The organism is Amycolatopsis keratiniphila, from assembly GCF_000400635.2.
Lineage (GTDB): Bacteria > Actinomycetota > Actinomycetes > Mycobacteriales > Pseudonocardiaceae > Amycolatopsis > Amycolatopsis keratiniphila.
This window is the reverse complement of sequence record NC_021252.1, coordinates 2024634-2045384: the sequence shown is the minus strand read 5'-3', so window position 1 is coordinate 2045384 and position 20751 is coordinate 2024634. Positions and strand designations below refer to the sequence as shown.

Genomic DNA, 20751 nt, shown 5'->3' with positions numbered 1-20751 from the left:
AACTCGGTTCGGGAGCGGGGGGTCGTCGGCGAGGCGTGGTAGAGGACCTAACGGTCGCGGGTCAGCTTGTACGGCACCAGATCGACCACCAGCTCGTCACCCTGCACCTGGAGATACAGGGAAAGCGGCGACGGCGGATTCCGCAAATACGCGACCGCGGCCTCGGTGAACCGGACCCTGCCGCCGCCGAGGTGCGTGATGCCTTGAGGTTCTTCCAGCGTGGTGAGCCATTCGGCGTGCCCCGGGTCGACGACCGCGGTATAGGTCTTCGTGGCGGCGCCCGGCCTCCGCTCGACAGCTCGAAGGATGTCGGCGGACCGGGCGTGGTCGAGAACGGCGCGGATGGCCGCGTCGAACGTCGGCACTCCCACGGCCACCTGGGCGATGTCGTGATAACCGCCCTTGGGGACCCGGGCGTACGCGAGCCATGTCCTGCCGCCGGCTGTCGCGATGACGTGGCCGACCGGGAAACCACCCGGTGTCCTGTCGTCGGCGCAGACGTACACGACCTTCCCGACGTCGTCGTTTTCCGTCTTCAGGAAGAGGTTCCGTTGTTCCAGAAGCCTGCGGACCGCGGCTCCGACGTGGTCTTCCATTGCGGTCTCCCCCGGCGATGGTGATGTGCCTTGGACGACCGAGGTTCCCACCGAACGGCCGGGCGGACCGCCCCGTTGTCCTGTTGCGGCCAAAGCGCTAGGAGCCGGACCCAGGCCCCCGACCCTGATCGGCGAGTTTCTTCAGCATCGCGTTGTAGGCGTTCAGATCCGCGTCGCCCGAGGCGTCCTCGCGGCGGTCACGGCGCCGCGCCTCCCGCTCGTCCTGACGCGCCCACTGCACCAGCAGCGCGACGAGCACCAGCAGCACCGGCAGCTCACCGGACGCCCACGCGATCCCGCCGCCGAGGCGCTGGTCGGTCAGCAGGTCGGTGACCCACGGCAGCTTCAGCCCGCGGTAGAAGTCCTGCCCGAGCACGGTCTGCATGCTCATCAGCGCGATCCCGAAGAACGCATGGAACGGCATGGCGGCGAACATCATCCCCAGCCGTCCCAGCGGCGGGAGCCGTCGTGGCGCCGGGTCGACCCCGATCACCGGCCAGTAGAAGACGTAGCCGGCCAGCAGGAAGTGCGCGTTCATCGCGAGATGCGCCCAGTGGTAGTTCAGCGCGGAGTCGAACAGGCCCGAGAAGTACAGGCCGTAGAACGAGCCGACGAACAGCAGCAGCGCGACGATCGGATGCGTCAGGAACCGCGAGAGCGGCGAGTGCACGAACGCGAGCAGCCATTCACGCGGCCCGGGCGGGGCGTCCTTGCCCGCCGTGGGCAACGCGCGCAGGGCGAGCGTCACGGGGCCGCCGAGGACGAACAGCACCGGCGCCACCATGGACAGCAACATGTGGTTGCCCATGTGCACGCTGAACATCGCGGGCGCGTACCGCCCGATACCGGACGACGTCGCGATCAGCAGCACGAAACAACCCGCGAGCCACGCGACCGTCCGGCCGGTGGCCCAGGTGTCGCCGCGACGGCGCAACCGTCGCACCCCGGCGAGGTACAGCCCGGCGAGAACGATCGCGAGGGTGCCGTAGACGAGGTCGAACCGCCAATCCGTGAGCAGGCGGAGCACGGTCGGCGGACCGTAGAGGTCGTAGCCGATCAGCAGTTCCGTGGTCGACGGCTGGGTGAGCGATTCCTGCGGCGGAGGGGTCTTCGCGAGCCCGGTGGCGATGCCGATCGTGATGAACATGATCAGCACCTCGACCGCGGCCAGCCGCAGCAACTGACCGCCGCCGGCACCGTTCACCAGCCCGGCGACGCCCTTCTGCCGCTGCTGATGCCCGAAGACACCGAGCAGCAGCAACGCGACGATCTTCGCGACCACCAGCAGGCCGTAGTCGGTGGTGAACAGGTCGGCGATCCTGATCCGCACCAGCGCGTTGACGACGCCGGAGACCGCCATCACGATCCAGCAGACCAGTGCCAGCTTGGAGAACCGCGTCGCGGCGAGCTTGAGGTTCTCGCCGCGGCGCCAGCCGAGCGCGAGCAGCGCCACGAGCCCGCCGACCCACAGCGCGGCGGCGACCAGGTGGTACAGCAGGCTGTTGGTCGCCATGTCGTGCGAGCCGCCGCTCGCGGAATGCCCCGTGACCGCGACCGGTACGAGGCCGCCGACGGACAGGAAGAAGACCACCGTCGTCCAGCCCCAGGTCAGCGCGAGACGGCAGCCGAGCGCGACCAGCAGCGCGATCAGCGCGGTGAACAGCCAGGCCTTGGGCTGTTCGATGGCATCCACGAGGTCGATCAGTACCTGCGGCGAGAGCACCTCGGTGAACGGGCGACCCGCGCCGTCGGCCGCCGAGAAGAAGATCGACGCGGCGGCCGCGAAGAACCAGACCCACGCGGCGGCGCCCGCGACACGGATGGCCGCGTACCCGTCGGCCGCGAGCGTGCCGGACTTCTGTGGTGGGACGAGGAACGCGGCGAGCAGCAGCGAACCCACGCACAGCACCGAAGCCGCCTCGGCCAGCACGCGCACGACGGTGATGCCGTAGCGCGTCACCAGCCCCGGGTCCGGGAGTCCGGCGATGACGTAACCGGCGCCACCGGTCAGCGCGACCAGGCCGACGGCCACCACCGCGGCCAGGAGCGCCCCGATCGACACCAGCGGCAGGACACCGGCCTTCCGCGCGGATGGGGCCGGTTTCGTCTCGGGGTCTGAAGGCACGTCACGAGGGTATGCCGGACGCGCAACCGGCAAGATGGCGGCGTGCGGATCATCCTGCTGAGGCATGCCGAGTCGCTCGGCAACGTCGACGAGCTCGCCTACACCCGGATCCCCGACCACGCGCTGCCGCTCACCGAAGCAGGCCGCGAGCAAGCCAGGCTGGCGGGCCCGGAGATCGGGGAGATCCTCGACGGACAGCGGCCGGCGGTCTACGTCAGCCCCTACCTGCGGACGCGGGAAACGTTGCGGCTGATGGACATCCGTGACTCCTGCGAGCGGATCGTGCCGGAGCCGAGACTGCGGGAACAGGACTGGGGCAACCTCCAGGATCCGCGGGACCAGGAGGTCCAGAAGCAACGGCGCCACGAGTTCGGACATTTCTTCTACCGGCTCCCGTTCGGCGAGTCCGGCGCGGACGTGGACGACCGGGTCGCCGCGTTCCTCAGCGAGCTGGCGTCGTGCGGCGAAGATCACCCCGAAACCGTGCTGGTCGTCTCACACGGGCTGACCATCCGATTGCTGTGCCGACGGCTGTTCGGCTGGAGCATCGAGCTGTTCGAGTCCCTGTCCAACCCGGCGACCTGCGAATACCGGGTCGTCGAGCGGGTGGGCGACAAGTGGACGCTGGACCGCCCGTTCCGCCAGTGGCGGGACTCACCCGACGGGGAGACGCAGGACTGAAGGAGCGAGGAGGACCACCCTCGTTCCCAGCCCCGGACTGGATTCGATCCGCGCGAAACCGCCGATCTCCGCCATCCGCGCGATGATCGAATTCTCGAGGCCGAAGCCACGCCGCCGGTCGCCGACATCGAATCCGGCGCCGTGATCGCGCACCGTCAAGGAGACACCGCCGCCGATCTCTTCGACGCTGACCACGGCCCGTCTGGTCCCGGAGTGCTTCAACGTGTTCCGCAAGGCCTCCCTGGCCGAGTCGTGCAGTGCCGCGGCCGCTTCTTCCGCGAGCTCCGGGGCGCAGTCGTCCTGGACGACGACCTCGGCTCGTAGCCCCTCAGCGGCCATTTCGGCGGCGAGCAGCCGCAGCCGCTGGTGCAGCCCGATCCCTTCGGCGGATTCGTGTTCGAGGCTGATCCGGATGCGCATCGCCTGGGCGCGAGCGGTCCGGCGGACGCGGTCGAGGCTGGCCGCCGGGTCGAGTTCGTCGGCGGGCGCGGGGATCGCGAACGACTCCATCACCTGCAGGACGGTGTCGTGGACGTCGCGGCGATGCCGTTCACGTTCCGCCGCCCGGCCCTGCTGCTCCCCGAATCCGAGCGCGAACCGCATCGAAGCCCCGACCACGCCGACGATCGCGAGCGACGCCACCAGCGCGGTCGCGAGCGTGAGCAAGAGACCGAGCGCCGAGTCGAGGTGCAGCACGGTGTACAGCAGCACCGAGCCGCCGATGGCCAAGGCACCCGCCGGCGCGCCACGCAGCAGGGCGCAGATCATCACCGTGCCCATCAGGTGGGTCCAGGTGATCGACGTGATCGCGCTGTCCTGGGCGAACGGCGCGGCCGCCAGGACGAACAGGGCGCCGAACCCGGCGTCCACCGCGGGAACCAGCCGCGTCCCGGCCGGAGGGCGGCGGAAGATCCAGACGGCTTCGGCGACGTTCGGCATCAGGTGGAGCAGCACGAACATCCAGAGCACCGACCCGCCGGTGCCCGCCGTCCAGAGTGCCTGCGCCAGCATCACCAGGCGGAACGCCACCGCGACCAGGATGAGCCAGGGCAGCGTGGTCTGCACCAGCCGCGCCGGGATCCCGGCGCCCCCTCCGAGCATCAGCACCCTCACGCTGCCCCTCCCCGGATCAGCCTTCCTGAAATGGCGACAACGCCGCATTCATTTCAGTTTACCGAGCAGTCAGCTTGCCCGGGCTCCGGCGAGGATGTCAACGGGCGACGGGCTCGGCGGCCTCCTCCCGTTTCCCCGCCCGAGCCGCGGCCACCGCGGACGGCACGATCAGCGCGGCGGTCAAGCCGACGAACAGGAACGACACCGAAAGCGACGTCACCTGCGCGATCCCGCCGATGAGCGGCGGCCCGGCGAGGAAACCGGTGTAGGCGATCGCGGTGACGAAGGCCAGCTCCCGTTCACCTCCGGTGCCGTCGGCGCGTTTCCCCGACGCCCCCGCGAGGCTCAACGCGATCGGGAAGGCGGCGGCCAGCCCGGCACCCGCCAGAGCGAAACCGACGAACCCGAACACCGGCAGGCTCGCCACCGCGGCCAGCACCAGGCCCGCCGCGGCGATCCCGGCGCCGACCGCCAGCGCACGCGTCGCGCCGAAACGGTTCTGCAGCCAGGCACCCGCGAGCCTGGCGAGTGCCATGGCCAGCGCGAACCCGGAGTAGGCGAAGGCCGCGGCACCGTCGCCGACCCCGTGCACGGACGTCATCAGCAGGGCGGACCAGTCCGAACTCGCGCCCTCCGCGATCGCCGAGAACAACGCGATGGCGGCGAGCAGCCAGAGGACGGGACGTTTGATCGGCGGCACCCGCGGTTTCTCGACGGGCTCGGTGTGCACGGGCCGCGCGCCGGGCACGGCCGTGATGACGATGGCCAGCACGACCAGCGCGGCCAGTGCGGCGACCGTGAGGTGCCGTCCCGGCGACCACTGGTGCGACGCGGCGAATCCGGCGGCGACCGAGCCCGCCAGCGCGCCGAAGCTGAATCCGGCGTGCAGGATCGGCATGATGGCCCGCCCGGACCGGCGTTCCACCTCGACTCCCGCGACGTTCATCGCCACGTCCAGCGCGCCGACGCTCGCGCCGAGGACGAACAGCGCCCCGGCGAGCAGGGCGACCGACGTCGAGAAGCCGATCATCGGCAACGCGGCGGCGGCGATGATCGTGCTGCCCGCGACCACCGCGCGGGCACCGTGACGTTCGATCAGCCGCCCCGATACCGACGCCGCGATCAGCATGCCGACGCTGGCGCCCAGCAGGGCCAGCCCGAAAACACCCGGCGAGGCGTTCACTCTTTCCGACAACGCCGGCGTCCGCGGCGCCCAGGAGCCGAGCGCGGCCCCGTTGAGCGCGAACACGACGAAAACGGCCGTACGGTCACGCATAGACCCCTGTCTCCTTTCGATTCCTCTTCCCTCAGAATGACTTAAGCGCTTCAGAAAGTCCACCGGCGCAGCTCGGGACTACACTGCGCCGGTGACCAGCACGCGACGGCGAAGGCCGACGTTGGACGATGTCGCCGACGCCGTCGGGGTGTCGCGGGCGACCGTGTCCAACGCCTACAACCGGCCCGATCAGCTGTCCGCCCAGCTGCGGGAAGAGGTGCTTCGCGCGGCCAAGAAGATCGGGTACGCGGGGCCGAACCCGACCGCGCGCAGTCTCGCCACCAGCCGCACCGGCGCGATCGCCGTCCTGCTCGACACGAACCTTTCGACGGCGTTCTCGGATCCCGCGTTGTCACTCACCCTCGACGCGCTCTCGACCGTCGTCGACCCCGAGGGCCACGCCCTCCTGCTGCTTCCCGGCGACGGCGAGAGCGGCGGACCGCGCGCGGAGCGGATCCTGACCGCGCAAGCCGACATCGCGGTGGCGTATTCGCTGGCCGACGGCGCGCCGGCGCTGAACGCCGTCCGGGACCGGGGGATGCCGCTGGTGGTGATCGACCAGCCGCATCTCCGCGGTTCGGCCAGGATCGGGGTCGCGGACCGGGCGGGAGCGGCCGCCGCGGCCCGGCATCTGGTGGAGCTCGGGCACCGGCGGATCGGGATCTTCTCCGCACAGTGCCTCTCGGCGCCCCGCGGCGGGGAATTGAGCGTGGCCGAGGCGGGGAACAGCCGGTTCCACGACAACCGCGAACGCATGGCCGGTTACCTCCAGACGCTGGCGGAGGCGGGGATCCCGGCGGCGGACGTGCCGATCTGGGAGGCTTCCGGGCTCTCGGTCGAAGGAGCCCTGCCGAGCGCTTTCGGCCTGCTCGACCGGCATCCGCGGCCGACGGCGCTGCTGTGCATGTCGGATCTGCTGGCGCTGGCGGCGATCTCGGCGGCCAGACAGCTCGGCCTGTCGGTCCCGGATGATCTTTCGGTCGTGGGCTTCGACGACGTCCCGCCCGCCCGGTGGTCCGAACCACCGCTGACGACCGTCCGGCAGGATCTCGCCGCCAAGGGCCGGGCGGCCGGCGAGCTGGTGCTGGGCCTGCTGCGCGGGGAGAAGGTACCCGCCCCCGCCGAGGTACCCGCCGAGCTGGTCGTCCGGGACTCCACCGCGCCCGCGTAGCAGCCGATTTCGGCGAGCACAAGGCGCTCCCGGCGATATGTGGACAACTCGCCCCGATCGAGCGGCGCACAACTACTTATCCACAGAAGTAGAAATGCGGGCAGACAAAGCCTTCCCCGCGCGCCATCGTGGAATCACACATTCACCGACGGCGATCGAGCCGCCGATTCACGGGGGAGAACCCAGCCATGCAACGACGTTTGACGAACCTGCGCGCCCGCCTCCCGCACGTGCTCCTGCTCGCCCTGGCGAGCTTGCTGACCAGCGCGGGAGTCGCCAGTGCCGCCACCGTGCCGCCGCAGCCCGACTGCCAGAAGGGCGAGTTCTGCGTATGGGGCGCGGAATCGTACGGCGGCGCGATGCACAAATTCGACCTGCGCACCTCCAATCCCGAGGAATGCATTCCCCTGCCCCAGGGCTTCGACGGGCATTCGTTCGTCAACCGGCTGAGCCGTGACGTGACGATTTACCAGAGCGAGGAATGCACGACCGAAGGAGATTTCATCACCTATCCGGGTGGCGGCACCTACGTACCCCAGGGACCGTTCGTGATCCGCGCCCTCAAGATCTGGGACTGACCACCCCGGCGGTTCGCGCCGGTCGCTCGCGGACGAGTCGACTCGCGACCTGCGCGAACCCAGGGGCCGCTCCCCCGAAGCGGCCCCGGCCCGTGAGCGCGTCACCCCGCGTCGTGACGCGCTCACGGGTGTTCCAAAAAACGGTGGGCTCGACCTGAAACGATCTGGCGGTGTCGAACGATCGACAGGTTGGCGACGGCTAAGCTGCCGATGCTGGGCGACACCCAACGTCGCCGACGTCGGCCCTCGTAGCTCAGCTGGATAGAGCAAGAGCCTTCTAATCTCTAGGTCGCAGGTTCAAGTCCTGCCGGGGGCACGTCGCAGAGGAGAACGGGACCGGAGGGGCCGCACAGGCCCCTCCGCCCGCGACGTCACTTCTCTCGGATCGCGCCACCAGGCATCCTTCCTCGAAGGTTCACCGAAGCGCCGGAAGCGGCGCCTCAGCCGGTGTGATCCTGCCTACAGCCGAGCTCATCCCACATCGCGTCGAGGCACAAATTCCGGTGGAAAGTTCCTCAAGCGAGGCCAGATCAGGTTGCTCGTTAACTCCGTCCACTCGGCCTTGATCGCGGGTTGCCGTCCTGGTAGTGGATGCCGTCGCCGCACGGCTCAGCGGGAGAGGACACCCACCGACTCCGCGAGTTCAGGAGACAGGTCCGACCAGAGCGACGCCGGAGCCACCGACCGCAGCTTCGTCGCCTCGGCGGTCAGCAGCTCGTAGCGGTTCGCGGTGTGCGCTCGTCCCCGCTGCTCAGTCCACAACGGACGGTCCGAGAGATCGACCGCCCACAACGCGCGGAAGTTCGCGCCGCGGGCCACTTTGGCGGCGGCCGTGCTGTGCCCCAGTTCGACCCAATCGAATCCTCGCGTGATCGCGTAGCGCAGGGGTTCGTAGACGAGGAGGTTGAAGTACTCCGCCTTGTCCGGGCGGTCGTAGTCCTTGCCGAACATGCGCACGAGCAGGTCCGGCCAGGAGTGGTAGGAAAGGCAGGCCGCCGCCAGCGCGCCGTCACGGCGAGCGGTGAACACCGAGGTGTGCTCGTCTCCCGCTTTCGCCTGTCTTGTCAGTGACGCGAGCATCTCTTCGGCATCACCGCCCACACCATGCCTGCTCTCGAGTTGGGCGGCCAACGGAGCGAATTCCCGGAGACACGATGCGAGCGACTCGACGCCGACCTCGTAGCCCGCGCCCGCGAACTTGCGCATCTCGCGGCGGATCTGTCCTCTCCGCTGATGAGAGAACCGATCGAGGTAGCCCTCCAGTCCGTCGGCCGGAACCTCGATCCCCGCGCATCCGTCGAGCAGTACGGCTCGGCGTATACCCAACACACCGGTCAGCCGCAGCATGGTGGAGGTGTCCGCGTAGAGCGCGAGCACACCCGAGGCACCGTGTTCGGCAGCGTGCCGATTCGCCGCCTCGGTCAGCGGCGGGATCAGTGACCGCGAGTCGATCCCGTCGCGGGACAGCACCCCGCTGCGATAGGACTTTTGAAACCCCATCACCGCGTAGCAGACCCCGGTGACCCCGAGATCTCCTAGCAGCAGCGCCGGTGTCCTGAACTCGTGTTCGTCCGCCGTGGTGAACCACAACGGCATCACCGCGGCGAGCCCGCGTCCGTCCCGCGCGAAAACGTACGCGCATCGCCTGCCGGTCTCCGCCTCGGCGAACGCCGTCCACGACCAACTGGCGTAACAGCCCGCGGGCTCGGCGAGCACGTCCCAGTCGTGCGGGGTGAATTCGTGCACGCTGGTGGCGATGTCGACGGTCCAGGTCACTCGGAGACCTCCTCTTGGGAAAGTTCCGCGCCGACGTCGAGTTCTTTCGGCCGCGAGGTCATCAAGCTCGTGATCACGAGCATGAGCCCGCCTCCCGCCATCAGCAGGACGGCGGCGGCCGTGAAGGTGGCGGTGATCCCCAGTCCGAGGAGCACGGGCCCGGCGATCGCGAGCCCGAGCGGGCGCAGCGCCGTCGACCCCAGCCACTCGTACGCCGAGATCCGCGAGACGTACTCCGGCTCGGCCGACGCCTGCACCGACAGGTCCCACAACACGCTCGCGTAGGCGATTCCCGCCCCGGCGAGCGCGTGCGCGGCCAGTTGCCATCCCAGCGGGGCGGCCCAGCCGAGACAGAGCAGAGCGGGCACCATCAAGACCAGAGCGCAGTAGAACGCGTGCAGCGGATTCGACGTGCGCCATCGCAGGGTGAGCGCGCTGCCAGCCACCGTGCCACAGCCGTAGGCGGCCGCGATGAATCCCCAGACGTCGGGTCCGCCGAGCCTTTCGTCGGCTACGAGCGGCCCACCGACGTAGTACAGCCCCATCACCACGAACTGGAAGAGGCCGAGAAAGAGCACTCCGCTCCACAACCAGGTGAGTTCCTTGAACGCGTTCCAGCTGGTGACCATGTCCCGCACCAGGCCGGGCCCCGCCGAACGGGGCGCCCGCCCGCAAGGGACCTTCACCAGCAGCAGGATCGCGACCACGAAGGCCGCGACGCCCACGAGCAGGGCGACCGTGGGGCTGGCGACGACGAGCAGTCCGCCTGCCAGCAACGGGCCGCCGCCGGTGGCCAGGCTGGTGATGATGCCCACCTGGGCATTGGCGGAGGCCAACCGGGAGCGGGGTACGAGGTGCTGGATCACGCCGTTCGTCGTGGGCAGATAGGCGGCGACCGCTGCCCCGTATCCGCATTGCAGTGCGACGATCGGCCACACCGAGGACACACCGCCCAGCAACAGCAGGACGGTCGACACCTGCACGAGGACCTTGACCGCGTTGGCGGCGATCAGCACCGCGGCGCGCGGCACCCGATCGGCGATCGCTCCGCCGAGGAGCAGGAAGGCCGTGGTGGACAAAGCGCGCGCACCGAGCGCCAAGCCCACCTCGACCGCGCCGCCGATCGAGAGGATCGCCAGTGGCAGAACGACCTGGGCGTACTGGTCGCCCGCCATCGAGAGGCCGTTGGACACGGCGAACCGCCGGAACAGAGAAGCCCTCCACGACAGGGCCAATGCCACCGTCATCCTCCCGACAATTCGATGCTTTCGCCCCAGGAGCGAATTACCGATTTCGCAGACGTCGAATAGCGGGCCAAATATCACGCGAGGGTTTCATGATGGCAAGTATCCACCACTTCCCTCAATACTCCGATTGAGGGAAGACTTTCGGCGTACATCTTAGTTTCACAAATCCATCGTTCGCTTGACCCGCTTCGACGGACCCTGCGTAAAGTCCTCATAGCTGCGATCGGACCGTGAGCGACCAGGGGGAGTCCTTCGTGCTGGAAAGGTACGATTCGATCGACCAACTGACCGGTATGGGGTACGGGCAGGTCGCGGACACCGAAAACCTCTTCGTATCGTCGCGCTGGTTACGGCTCGAAGAACGCGTGAGCCGCGACAAGCCCTTTTACCTGACCGTCAGGAACCAGGAAGGTTCGCTCATGTCGGCGCTTCCTTGTTTCCTGCTCGACGACCGCTCGGCGGGTTCACCGTTCATCCGGCTCGACACGTTCCTGGCAGGTCTGCTCCCTGAACCGGTCCGGGGCGACGTCTCCGGCACGGACCTGGCGAAATCGACACTGCCCACCCTTTTGTGCGGTGGCAGGCGAACCTCGCATACCGCGGCACCGATCCGGCCGGGGTTGACCGCGCCGGAGAGACACGCCGTCCTGGCCGCGGCGGTGCGAGAGCTGGACCGGCTCGCCGAGGACCTCGGAGCGGCGAGTACCGCGTTCCTCTACGTCGCGGAGAACGACCACTCTTTGCGGGACTGCCTTTCAACCAACGGGTACACGGAATTCCCCAGTCATCGCAACCATATGCTGACCGTTCCCGCCGACGGTTTCGACGGATATCTGAAGAGTGTCTCCAAGCGGCGCGCGCAGGCGATCAGGCGCGAGGAACGACGGTTGGACGCTGCCGGTGTGGTCGCCGCCGTCGAGCGATGCACCTCGCCGGTGATTCGCGAGCTTGCCCCTTTGCAGCAGGCCCACGAACTCAAGTACGGGGTGACGATCGAGGTCGAGCATCTGGTGGCCCGGCACGAACAGGCCAGGGAGGTCTTCGGGGACGACTACCTGGTCGCGACGGCGCGCACCCGGGACGGCACCCTGCGCGGATTCACGACGTTCATCCCGGCGGGCCACACCATCCACGTCCGCGAGCCCGGCCGCGAATACGGCTGGGAGCCCTCGCTGCCGATCTACTTCCAAACCGTCTTCTACACACCGATCAGACATGCCGTCTCTCACGGTTTTCAGTACATCGACTACTCCATCAGTGCAGAAGAGACCAAGAAGTCCCGGGGCTGCGAGTCGCAGCCCCGATTCGCCTACGTCAAATTCGCCGAATCGCGACGCCGGGCACCTGAGGGCACTTTGCGGACCGTGCTTCGCGCCCTGGCGGACACGGGCAGGCCTGCTCCGGAAACAAGCCGAACGGGACAACCGACCGAGGGGTAAAACATGCTCAAGCAGGAAATCGAGGTCGCCGGGCTGACGATGAGCCGGTTGTGGCACTGTTTCGGGACCGAACGCCACCGCGCCTCGCTGGACACCGTGATCAAGTTGCTGAAGGCGTCGGGAACGAACGTACTCCCGATCAACACCCACCATCTCGACGCCGCCGGCGATCGCGCCGCACTCGAACTGGGGTTCGCCGGTGTCACCTATGACACGCTCGGCGAGCGGATCGACGCCGGACGTTACGTCAAGATGCTCAACATCAACCTCCGCACCAGCGCGGACGCGGCCGTGGAAGCGGCGAAGACCGCCGTCGCGCTCACCGGTGAAAAAGTGCTCAAACTCGAGGTGCTCACACCGGATCTGAAAGCGTCGCGAGACGACCAGGTGATCGAAGCGGCGACGCGGCTGATGAGCTGGGACCCGTCGCTGGCCGTGTTCCCACTGCTGTCCTGCGATCTCGCCGCCGCGAGGGCCGCCGCCGACGCCGGTTGCGGGTTGCTGCGGGTGATGGGCTCCAACATCGGCACCGGGGCCGGGATCACCGACCCGATCACGTTCGGCGGGATCTGCGAGCTCCCGGTGCCCGTGGTGCTGGACGGCGGGGTCGGCAAACCGGCCGACCTCGCGCTGGCGGCGAAGCTCGGCGCGGACGGCGCCCTGGTGAACAGCGTGTTGTTCGACGACGGCAGGCCCCCGGAGACCGTGATGGCCGACTTCGTCGCGCAAGCACGGGACACCTTCGTCCTGACCGCGGCACGATGACCTCGGATGACCCCCGTCTGTCCCGGAACACCATCCCCCGCCGGGGGACGATCTCGGTGGTGGGCGGGGACGGCGCGGTCATCAGGGACGCGGCGGGCCGGGAATGGCTGGACCTCAGCAGCCAGACCGTGAACCTCCTTTTCGGACAGTCGCACCCATTCATCACCGAACGGGTGATCGGGCAGCTGCGGGACTACACCTTCGTCGACCAGGATTTCGACTGCCCGCGCGACCGCATGGCCATCAAGCGGTTGCAGCCTCTGCTCCCACCTAACCTGACCTCGTTCAACATCCGGATGTGCAACGGTTCCGACGCGGTCGAGTGCGCGGTCAAACAGGCCAGACGGGCCACGGGGCGGTCCCGAGTGCTCACGGTGGACGGCATCTACCTCGGCCAGACCACCCAGGTCATCCATTTCCGCGGGCTCGGCGAGCGACCGTCGGACATCCTGCGCGGCAGTACGGAGGACGTGCTGTTCGCGCCGACGCCGTACTGCGACGACCACGGTCACGATCCGCTGGAATGCCCGGCCGAGAACGGCGAGATCACCGCCGAACTGATCGCACGCCACCATCTCGAACTCGCCTGTGTCCTGGTCGATCCGGTGCTCCTGAGCAAAGGGGTGTTCCTGGGGCGGGCCATGTCCGCGTTCGTCACCACTGTCGCGGCCGCCTGCCGTGAATACGGCGTTCCGCTCGTCCTCGACGAATGCCAGTCCTTCGGCTGGGTTCCCGAGAACACGTTGTCGACGTTGTGGCAGGTGCGACCCGACGCGCTCGTGCTGGCCAAGGGTGTCGCGGGAGGTTTCCCGCTCTCCGTCTGCGCGACCACGGCGGAACTGGACAACCTCAACTGGGGTGAAGCCGACTACACCAACGGCGGGCATCCTGTCGCGGTTTCGGCGATGGACGCGACCTGTGAACTGCTGGCGGATCCCGCCCAGCAGCGCGACTTCGGCGAACTCTGCTCGGTGCTCGACGAGCATCTTCCCCCCGAGGGCGGAGCCCATGCCCGGTCGCGAGGGATCGGGATGGTGCGGGCGTGGGAGATCCTGTCCGACGGTGTACCCGCCGATCCCGCATATGTCAGGCACATCTCCGACGCCTGCCTCGACGCGGGGGTTTATGTGCGCCCTTATGGCAGCGCGCTCGGCATCAAACCGCCTCGTTCGATCACCGCCGATCAACTCGCCAAAGCACTGCACACCATCGGCAGGGTCGTCGACGAAGCGCGGGGCCACTAGAAATGGGGAGCCATCAGTGAAAACGTCTGAAGCACGAACGGTGGTCTGGGACGGAACCGCACTGTCCGAGCACACGGTCCAGCACGTGCACCGGACCGACAGCACCGTGCTGGAGGTCGTCGCCGCCGGTATCTGCGGAACCGACCTGCATGTCATGGCGCACAGCGGTTTCGGCAGGCCGGACAACGTGCTCGGGCTCGGGCACGAGATTCTCGGCCGGGTCCAGCGGCCGGGGCCCGCGACGCCGGTGGTCGGCGGCGGCACGATCGCCGCCGGGGATCTGGTGCTCGTCGTTCCCGGCAAGGCCTGTGGGCGGTGCACCATGTGCCTGTCCTTCGGCGCGCATGAGCACCTGTGCCCGCGGCGCGTCGTGCACGGATTCTCCGCGTTCCGCCCGGACGGCGCTTTCCCGCTGGGCGGGTTCTCCACCGAGATCGAGCTCGCGGACGACATCGCCGTGATTCCGGTGCCCGAGGGCATGGACGTCAACCGCGCGGTGCTGGGTGAGCTGGTCTCGGTCGCGGTGCGGGGCGCCGAACGCGCGCTGGGCCACGGCAGGCCGGACATCGGGATGGGGACCCTGCTCGGGGGAACCGCGGCGGTGCTGGGGGCCGGGCCGGTGGGTGCCGTCGTCGCCCTGGTACTGGCCGCGGCGGGGCTCGAGGTCACGGTGACCGAGACGAACGAGTGGCGGGCCAAATACGTCGGGGAAAAGCTCGGACTGCGCGTGATCGTCCCCGAGCCCGGCACCCCCTGGCTCGACGAAATGATCGGCGGCTCCCCCGGCGGTCTCGGCTTCGACGTGGTCATCGAATGCGGTGGCGTCCCGGAGTTGTTCACCGACGCGCTGACCCTCGCCAGAGCGGGTGGCCGCGTCGTGGAACTGGGGCACTTCATCCCGAACGGGACCGTCCCGACCGATCCGGCGGTGATCTGCCGCAAGGACCTGGAAGTGGTCGGTTCGGTGCTCGCCCCGCCCACCGCCTATCCGAAGGCGCTTCGCTTGCTGCAACGCGAAGATCTCGCCTTCGACGAGATCGTGTCTTCGACACTGACGCTCGCCCAGCTGACCGACCTCGATCTGGTCCTCGGCGAACGCGATTACCTCAAGCGAGTGGTGCGGCCGAACGGCTGAAGAGAGGAAGACGATGACGACTCCCCTGATCCGACCGGATCTTCCCTTGTCCGCCGTCGCCGCGATCGCCGAACGCGCCGCGGCGGCGGGGTGGCCCGACGTGATCCCGATGGCGGGCGGCGAACCGCGGTTCCCCTGCCCGCCCGGCCTGCTGGACTCCTTGCACGCGGCATCACCGGACGTGCTGACCAAGTACTCGCCGTTCAAGGGAACGGCGGACTTCCTCGAAGCCGCGCGGGACAAGCTGAACGAGGTCAACCATCTCGACGTCGCCCCGGACGAGATCATCGCCGTGCCCGGTGGCGCGCAGGCCTTGTTCTCCACCTTGTCGATCCTCGTGCACGGGACCCGCAAGAAGGTGATCATCACCGATCCGTGCTGGGAACACTACCCACGGATCGCGATCGCGGCCGGCGCCGAAGTGGTGCGGGTGCGGACCACCCGTCACTCGGCGCACGACACGATCGACCTCGACGACCTGGACCGGCTGATCGACCACGACACGGCCGCCGTCCTGCTGAACACCCCGCTCAACCCCACGGGATCGGTGCTGAGCGAGGACGAACTGGACCGCGTCGGCTGGCTGTGCGAGTCACGCGGCGCACGCATGGTCGTGGACGAAGAGTACGAAACCTTCGTCTACGGCGCCCACCGGCACACCACCGCGCGTGCGGCGCGCCGGTCCGCGATCTCCCTGTTCAGCTTGTCCAAGAGCTTCGCGCTGACCGGGATCAGGATGGGGTACATCACCGCGGACGCGCCCACGATCGACGCGCTGAAGCGGTTCGGCCTGTTCACCTACATGTACAGCTCCAGCCCCGCCCTGGTCCTCGGCACGGCCGCGCTGCGGACCGACCTCGCCACCTACCTGGCAGGTGTTCGCTCCGAATACGAGGAGAAAACGGCCCGCCTGGCCAAAACGCTGGACGCGATCCCCGGGATCGAGTGCGCCATGCCGGAGGGTGGCGTCTACGTCTTCCCCCGGATCGCGGACGCGAGCGGCGAGTCGCTAGCCGAACGCATCGTGTCCGAACAACATGTGCTGTGCGTTCCCGGCGAAGCGGCGGGAAGCAGCGGCCGGGGTCACGTGCGGTTCTTCGTCGGCCTCGCCGACGACGTGGCGGCCACGGCCGCCGGAAGGATCCGCACGCTGCTCGGCGTCGCGGAGCATCCGGGCCCATGAACCGGATGACGCTCGGCACCGTGCACTTCGCCAAGTTGCCCCCGGAGGCAGCGTACCGGGTGCTCGACGCGTTCGCCGAAGCCGGTGGCTCCGCGGTGGACACCGCGTCGTTCTACGGCCGCGGCTATGTGGAGTCCGTAGTGGGCTCCTGGCTGCGCCGGGTCGGGCCGGTGGTGCGTGTGCGCACGAAGCTCGGCTATTTCGAGAAGCCGGAACACCATCGCGAGCACGTGGCCGTGCGCGAGGCGTTCGAACGCAGCGTCGCCAGGCTGGGCGGCCTGCCTGGCGAAGTGCTGCTGCACGAGGCGGATTGGGCGTGCTGGTGGGATCCTCGCTCCTCGCCGGGCGAGCTGGGCGCCCCGACGGCGGGGCGGCCGGTGCCCGCCTGGGAGGCGCTGCGCGAACTCGCCGCCGAGACCGGGGTCGGTATCGGGGTGTCCGGCAACAACGCCGGGCTCCTCGCCACCTCGGCGGCCCGGCTGCCCGCGACCAGGGTCCTCGTGGCCAAGCAGTACGACCTGCTGTGGCGTTCGGCCGAAGTCCTTCTCGCCACCCCTGGCCTCCGCGTCGATCTCGGTGCCCCGTTCCATCAAGGAAGGTTGTTCGATCTCGCCGCGCTCACGAAGGTCCCCGGGCTGGCAGCGGCGGCGGCTCGGCTGCGGACGCTGCTGCGGGAGGCCGGGGTCCGGGTCGAAGACGTCGCGGTGCCCTTCGTGCTGGCCGAGCACCGGGCCCGGGGAGTCTGCGTCGGCCTGTCGTCGGTTTCCGAGGTCGCGGCGCTGACCGCCGCGGTGGCGCGCGTCCTGGATCCCGGCCTGCTCGCCGCCTTGCGCACCGTCGGTGTGCGGCATCCGCCCATGCCCGGCCCCGCGGGCACCCCCGAATATCTCGCACCGCCCTGGCGCGTCGGACCTTCCGTCGCGCCGTCCAGCCACCCGGACCGGAGAGAGGAACCACGAACATGGTCACCAAGCCGTATCTGAAGCCCGCCGCGGTCATCGACCGCGAGAGCGAGAACCTGCGGTTCACCTATCGCGGCCGGGCCTACACCTTCCCCGTGTCCCTGACCAAGCCCGTGGAACTCGCCACGATGGCCATGGACGGGCGCACACCACTGCCGGAGATCGCACTCAACAGCCTGCTCGCCACCGACGAAGTCCAGGACCTGGTGACCAAGCTGTCCGGCACGCCGCTTCTGCTCGACGGAGAGCAGGAGGTGCTGGCGGACGGCGGGCTCAGCGGCCGCGAGGCGTACTGGCGGTTGGAAGGCCAGATGTGGGACTGGCGCGGCTTGGGCCAGCGTACCGACATCCGGCCGGTGACCCCCCTCGACGTCGAAGTCGGGGCCGGTCGCGCGCCGATCGACGTCGTCAAGGGGTTCTGTCTGGAAATCTGCCACCAGGTGTCCAACGCGCCGCGCGAGATCTCTTTGGCGATCGCGAACGCGCCGACCAAGGCCGCTCGCGACCTCTACATGGAGTTCTACGAAGAAGAGCATCCGCACGGCGACATGTTGCGCGAGGCGCTGGCGCACTGGCTGCCCGAGACCGGGATCGACGCGGCGGTACCGCTCCCCCAGACCCTCGGCCTGCTCAACACGTACAACTGGTGGGCACAGAGCGACCCGCTGCTGTACGCGGTGGCGCTCATGCGCGACGAAGGCAGCGGCCTGGACGCGACGCCCGCCCCGGAAACCGACGTGTACGAGGCCATGCGCACGCACTACGACGTTCCGAAGGAAGTCACCGAACGCTTCCACTGGCACGCCACCCTCGACGCGGACCTCGACCACGGATCGTTCCCGCTCGACGTCTTCTCCACCGTGCCCGTCATCGAACCGCTCAGGTACGCGGCACTCACGAAGGCGGCACGCGGCATCGTCGAGCTCTACGACGCCTTGATGAACGGCGTCCTCGAGTACTACTCGGCGAACTCGGCCGAGTCGCGCTGGTCCCAGGTCACCACGCAGGCCATGGCCCGATAGCCCGCCATGTCCACGGAGATCCGGCATTTCACCTCTGTGCGGTCGATGGACAGGAAAGCCATCCGGCGCATGTTCGACCTCGCCGCGGGTATTCGCGCGCTCCCGGCCGCGGAGCGGTCGACGCTGCTCGAGGGCCGCGTCGTCGTCAGCGCCTTCTACCAGCCGAGCACCCGCACCCGGACCGCTTTCGAATCCGCGGCACTGCGCCTCGGGGCGGCGTGCACCGGGTTCGCGGAAGCGTCCTCCACCAGGGCCGGTGATTTCTACCAGGAGACGCTCGAGGACGTCGTGGCGAACTTGGGCATGCTCGGCGACGCGGTGGTGCTGCGGCATTTCGAGAGCGGTGCCGCCGCTCGCGCGGCAGTGGTGTCACCGGTTCCGGTGATCAACGCCGGCGACGGCTACAACGAGCATCCCTCGCAAGCCCTGGGCGACGTCTGGACCATGTGGCAACTGCTGGGTGACCTCGCCGGTACGAGCATCGGGTTGCTGGGTAACGCCAACGTGCGTTCCCTGCACTCGATCACCTTCGTACTGGCCAAGTTGCGCCCGGCCGAGGTCGTGTTCCTTCCCGAGCCGGGGACTTCGGTTCCCGAAGACAGCCGGCTCGCCTTGGAAGCGGCGGGAGTCCGCTGGTCGACGGTCGACGACGTGGAAGACCTGCTCACCCGATGCGACCTCGTGGAGACGATCGGTACCCGGCATCCGGACCACAGCACGGCACAGCAGCTCGCGAACGCGGCCGACGTCAGCACGACCCCGGAACGGTTCCGCATCGACGCGGCGGTGCTGAAACGGGTGAACCGGGAGGTGCCGATCCTGCATCCCGGTCCGCGGACCGACGAGGTGTCGACGGACGTCGACGGTCTCCCGGTGGCGCATTACCTTCCCCAGGTCCGGCACGGCATGTGGATGAAGGCGGCGATGCTGGCCTCCTGCTTGTGCACGCCGGAGCAGCTGGCGGTGGGGATCCGGTGACCGAAGTGGAGGCGGGATCCGGCGAGTGGGCCGCGCCCCGCTCCACGACGGCACTCTGGACGCTGTCGGCCACCGAGCTGCTGGCCGCGCTGCGCGGCGGGACGGTGACCGCGGCCTCCATTATGGAATCGGTGCTCGATCGCGTCGCCGCCGTCAATCCTCTCCTGAACGCTTTCGTAGAGGTGGACTCGGCGGGAGCCTTGAAGGCGGCGCACGCGGCCGACGACGCGTACCGGCGGGGAGGAGCCGGGCCGTTGTCCGGGATCCCGTTCTCCGTGAAGGACCTGCATCCGGTGCGCGGGATGCGGACCGGTCACGGGAGGGCGGTCCGCGAGACGGAACCGGATACCGAGGACGACCTGGTCGTCGAGCGGCTGAGGGCCGCGGGGGCGATCCCCTTCGGGAAGACCCGCTCTCCGGAACAGGGCTACAGCTACTCGTCGATGTCCAGCGACGGCGTGGCGGCACGCACACCGTGGCGGCTCGATTACGGTGCCGGCGGTTCCAGCAGCGGAGCAGCCGCCGCGGTAGCAGCGGGAATGGGCCCGCTCGCGCTGGGCAGCGACGGCGGTGGGTCCATCCGCGTTCCGGCGGCGTTGTGCGGTGTCGTGGGTTTGAAACCCTCCTTCGGCAGAATCCCGGCCTTCCCGGTAGCGGACGCTTTCACCGCCCCGAGAGTCCACATCGGCCCCTTGGCCCGAACGGTCGCCGACGCGGCGCTCTTCCTCCAGGTGGCACAGGGCGCCGACTCCCGGGACCCGTTCTCGTGGTCGGACCCGATGGAGGCCGGCCTGGCTGCCCGGCGACCGGGCCCATTGCGGTTGGCCTGGACGGAATCCCCCCAAGGCGCGCCGCCGGTCGACCCTGAGGTCGCCGCGATCACCGGAGAAGCGGCACGAAGACTCGCACAGGCACTCGGGTCCGCTCCCCCGACGCCGTCATCCGGCTGGGAAGATCAGAGCGAGGTACAGCGGGTGCTTTGGGAATGCGGACTGGCGATGCGCTATCCGGGTCCGGTCGACTCCTCGTGCCCGGCTCCCCTGCGACGGCTGGTCCAGCGTGGAAGAACCTGGTCGATGGCCGACCTGGGGGCCGCCGGCCGGGCCAGGACCCGGCTTTTCCACCATTTCCGGGAGTTCTTCGAGAACTGGGACGTGTTGATGACCCCGACCTGCCCGGTCGCGGGCTGGCCGCACGACCGGACCCCCGGGCTGACACCCGGCCGGGAGGACGCCCTGTTGTCCGGTGCGGCCGTCTATCCCTTCAACCTCACCGGCAATCCGGCGATCACCTTGCCCGCGGGGTGGACCTGCGGCGGGCTGCCCGTCGGGCTGCAGCTGATCACCGGCTGGCGAGCCGACCCGCTCCTGCTGGAAGTGGCACATGTGTTCGAGCAGGTCCGGCCCTGGACGAGCCGTCGTCCGGTCCTGCGCCTGCCGGATTCGGGAAATGGAGGGTGA

Annotated in this window: 18 protein-coding genes and 1 tRNA gene; 13 read left to right on the top strand and 6 right to left on the bottom strand. The window is 68.9% G+C overall.

Annotated elements, in window-relative coordinates; translation table 11 throughout:
- Positions 1–47: 47 nt before the first annotated feature.
- The gene (locus AORI_RS50540) at positions 48–596 is read right to left on the bottom strand and encodes a hypothetical protein (protein ID WP_016332295.1); all 549 of its coding nucleotides are present in this window, start codon (positions 594–596) and stop codon (positions 48–50) included.
- Positions 597–693: 97 nt separating this feature from the next.
- Positions 694–2721, bottom strand: a complete 2028-nt coding sequence (locus AORI_RS50535) for a bifunctional copper resistance protein CopD/cytochrome c oxidase assembly protein (protein ID WP_016332294.1) — start codon at positions 2719–2721, stop codon at positions 694–696.
- Positions 2722–2763: 42 nt separating this feature from the next.
- On the opposite strand from AORI_RS50535, the gene AORI_RS50530 reads away from it, so the two are divergent.
- The gene (locus tag AORI_RS50530; protein ID WP_016332293.1) at positions 2764–3402 is read left to right on the top strand and encodes a histidine phosphatase family protein; all 639 of its coding nucleotides are present in this window, start codon (positions 2764–2766) and stop codon (positions 3400–3402) included.
- Here AORI_RS50530 and AORI_RS50525 read toward each other — a convergent pair.
- Both AORI_RS50525 and AORI_RS50520 read right to left on the bottom strand, forming a co-directional pair.
- Positions 3376–4509 (bottom strand): sensor histidine kinase, encoded by a 1134-nt coding sequence (locus tag AORI_RS50525; protein WP_043847973.1) that lies wholly within the window; start codon positions 4507–4509, stop codon positions 3376–3378. The two genes, AORI_RS50530 and AORI_RS50525, sit on opposite strands and share 27 nt — an antisense overlap.
- Before the next feature lie 103 nt (positions 4510–4612).
- Positions 4613–5791: an MFS transporter gene (locus AORI_RS50520; RefSeq protein WP_016332291.1), complete on the bottom strand. Its 1179-nt coding sequence runs from the start codon at positions 5789–5791 to the stop codon at positions 4613–4615.
- A 121-nt stretch (positions 5792–5912) separates the two neighbouring features.
- Between AORI_RS50520 and AORI_RS50515 the strand changes: the two genes are divergently transcribed.
- The 3 genes from AORI_RS50515 (at position 5913) to AORI_RS50505 (ending at position 7856) form a co-directional block, all read left to right on the top strand.
- A complete protein-coding gene (locus tag AORI_RS50515; protein WP_016332290.1) occupies positions 5913–6962 on the top strand; it encodes a LacI family DNA-binding transcriptional regulator in 1050 nt (349 codons plus the stop codon).
- A 188-nt stretch (positions 6963–7150) separates the two neighbouring features.
- The gene (locus AORI_RS50510; RefSeq protein WP_016332289.1) at positions 7151–7540 is read left to right on the top strand and encodes a peptidase inhibitor family I36 protein; all 390 of its coding nucleotides are present in this window, start codon (positions 7151–7153) and stop codon (positions 7538–7540) included.
- Positions 7541–7782: 242 nt separating this feature from the next.
- Positions 7783–7856: transfer RNA gene (locus AORI_RS50505), tRNA-Arg, on the top strand.
- 293 nt (positions 7857–8149) lie between these two features.
- On the opposite strand, the gene AORI_RS82390 is transcribed toward AORI_RS50505, so the two are convergent.
- The gene (locus AORI_RS82390; protein ID WP_016332288.1) at positions 8150–9316 is read right to left on the bottom strand and encodes a peptidogalycan biosysnthesis protein; all 1167 of its coding nucleotides are present in this window, start codon (positions 9314–9316) and stop codon (positions 8150–8152) included.
- Positions 9313–10563: an MFS transporter gene (locus tag AORI_RS50495; RefSeq protein WP_081809652.1), complete on the bottom strand. Its 1251-nt coding sequence runs from the start codon at positions 10561–10563 to the stop codon at positions 9313–9315. Before AORI_RS50495 ends, AORI_RS82390 begins: the two co-directional genes overlap by 4 nt.
- Positions 10564–10793: 230 nt before the next feature.
- Between AORI_RS50495 and AORI_RS50490 the strand changes: the two genes are divergently transcribed.
- The 9 genes from AORI_RS50490 to AORI_RS50450 are packed head-to-tail and all read left to right on the top strand — an operon-like array spanning position 10794 to position 20751.
- A complete protein-coding gene (locus AORI_RS50490; protein WP_016332286.1) occupies positions 10794–12002 on the top strand; it encodes a peptidogalycan biosysnthesis protein in 1209 nt (402 codons plus the stop codon).
- A 3-nt stretch (positions 12003–12005) separates the two neighbouring features.
- Positions 12006–12767, top strand: coding sequence for a beta/alpha barrel domain-containing protein (locus AORI_RS50485; protein WP_016332285.1), 762 nt, complete (start codon positions 12006–12008; stop codon positions 12765–12767).
- Positions 12764–14011, top strand: a complete 1248-nt coding sequence (locus AORI_RS50480; RefSeq protein WP_081809651.1) for an aminotransferase class III-fold pyridoxal phosphate-dependent enzyme — start codon at positions 12764–12766, stop codon at positions 14009–14011. Before AORI_RS50485 ends, AORI_RS50480 begins: the two co-directional genes overlap by 4 nt.
- 16 nt (positions 14012–14027) lie before the next feature.
- A complete protein-coding gene (locus tag AORI_RS50475) occupies positions 14028–15146 on the top strand; it encodes a zinc-dependent alcohol dehydrogenase (protein ID WP_158509122.1) in 1119 nt (372 codons plus the stop codon).
- A 13-nt stretch (positions 15147–15159) separates the two neighbouring features.
- Positions 15160–16329, top strand: a complete 1170-nt coding sequence (locus AORI_RS50470) for a pyridoxal phosphate-dependent aminotransferase (RefSeq protein WP_016332282.1) — start codon at positions 15160–15162, stop codon at positions 16327–16329.
- The gene (locus AORI_RS50465; RefSeq protein WP_016332281.1) at positions 16326–17312 is read left to right on the top strand and encodes an aldo/keto reductase; all 987 of its coding nucleotides are present in this window, start codon (positions 16326–16328) and stop codon (positions 17310–17312) included. Before AORI_RS50470 ends, AORI_RS50465 begins: the two co-directional genes overlap by 4 nt.
- Complete coding sequence (locus AORI_RS50460; RefSeq protein ID WP_016332280.1) at positions 17291–18313, top strand: heme oxygenase-like domain-containing protein; 1023 nt, start codon at positions 17291–17293, stop codon at positions 18311–18313. Before AORI_RS50465 ends, AORI_RS50460 begins: the two co-directional genes overlap by 22 nt.
- A 6-nt stretch (positions 18314–18319) precedes the next feature.
- Positions 18320–19291: an aspartate/ornithine carbamoyltransferase family protein gene (locus AORI_RS50455; protein ID WP_016332279.1), complete on the top strand. Its 972-nt coding sequence runs from the start codon at positions 18320–18322 to the stop codon at positions 19289–19291.
- On the top strand, positions 19288–20751 hold the full coding sequence (locus AORI_RS50450) for an amidase (protein WP_016332278.1): 1464 nt from the start codon (positions 19288–19290) through the stop codon (positions 20749–20751). Before AORI_RS50455 ends, AORI_RS50450 begins: the two co-directional genes overlap by 4 nt.

Excerpts from the sequence above, each read along its gene's own strand:
- AORI_RS50485 (WP_016332285.1), top strand. The coding sequence starts at position 12,006 with ATGCTCAAGCAGGAAATCGAGGTCGCCGGGCTGACGATGAGCCGGTTG.
- AORI_RS50540 (WP_016332295.1), bottom strand. The coding sequence starts at position 596 with ATGGAAGACCACGTCGGAGCCGCGGTCCGCAGGCTTCTGGAACAACGG.
- AORI_RS50470 (WP_016332282.1), top strand. The coding sequence starts at position 15,160 with ATGACGACTCCCCTGATCCGACCGGATCTTCCCTTGTCCGCCGTCGCC.
- AORI_RS50460 (WP_016332280.1), top strand. The coding sequence starts at position 17,291 with ATGGTCACCAAGCCGTATCTGAAGCCCGCCGCGGTCATCGACCGCGAG.
- AORI_RS50455 (WP_016332279.1), top strand. The coding sequence starts at position 18,320 with ATGTCCACGGAGATCCGGCATTTCACCTCTGTGCGGTCGATGGACAGG.
- AORI_RS50465 (WP_016332281.1), top strand. The coding sequence starts at position 16,326 with ATGAACCGGATGACGCTCGGCACCGTGCACTTCGCCAAGTTGCCCCCG.
- AORI_RS50520 (WP_016332291.1), bottom strand. The coding sequence starts at position 5,791 with ATGCGTGACCGTACGGCCGTTTTCGTCGTGTTCGCGCTCAACGGGGCC.
- AORI_RS50480 (WP_081809651.1), top strand. The coding sequence starts at position 12,764 with ATGACCTCGGATGACCCCCGTCTGTCCCGGAACACCATCCCCCGCCGG.
- AORI_RS50495 (WP_081809652.1), bottom strand. The coding sequence starts at position 10,563 with ATGACGGTGGCATTGGCCCTGTCGTGGAGGGCTTCTCTGTTCCGGCGG.
- AORI_RS50510 (WP_016332289.1), top strand. The coding sequence starts at position 7,151 with ATGCAACGACGTTTGACGAACCTGCGCGCCCGCCTCCCGCACGTGCTC.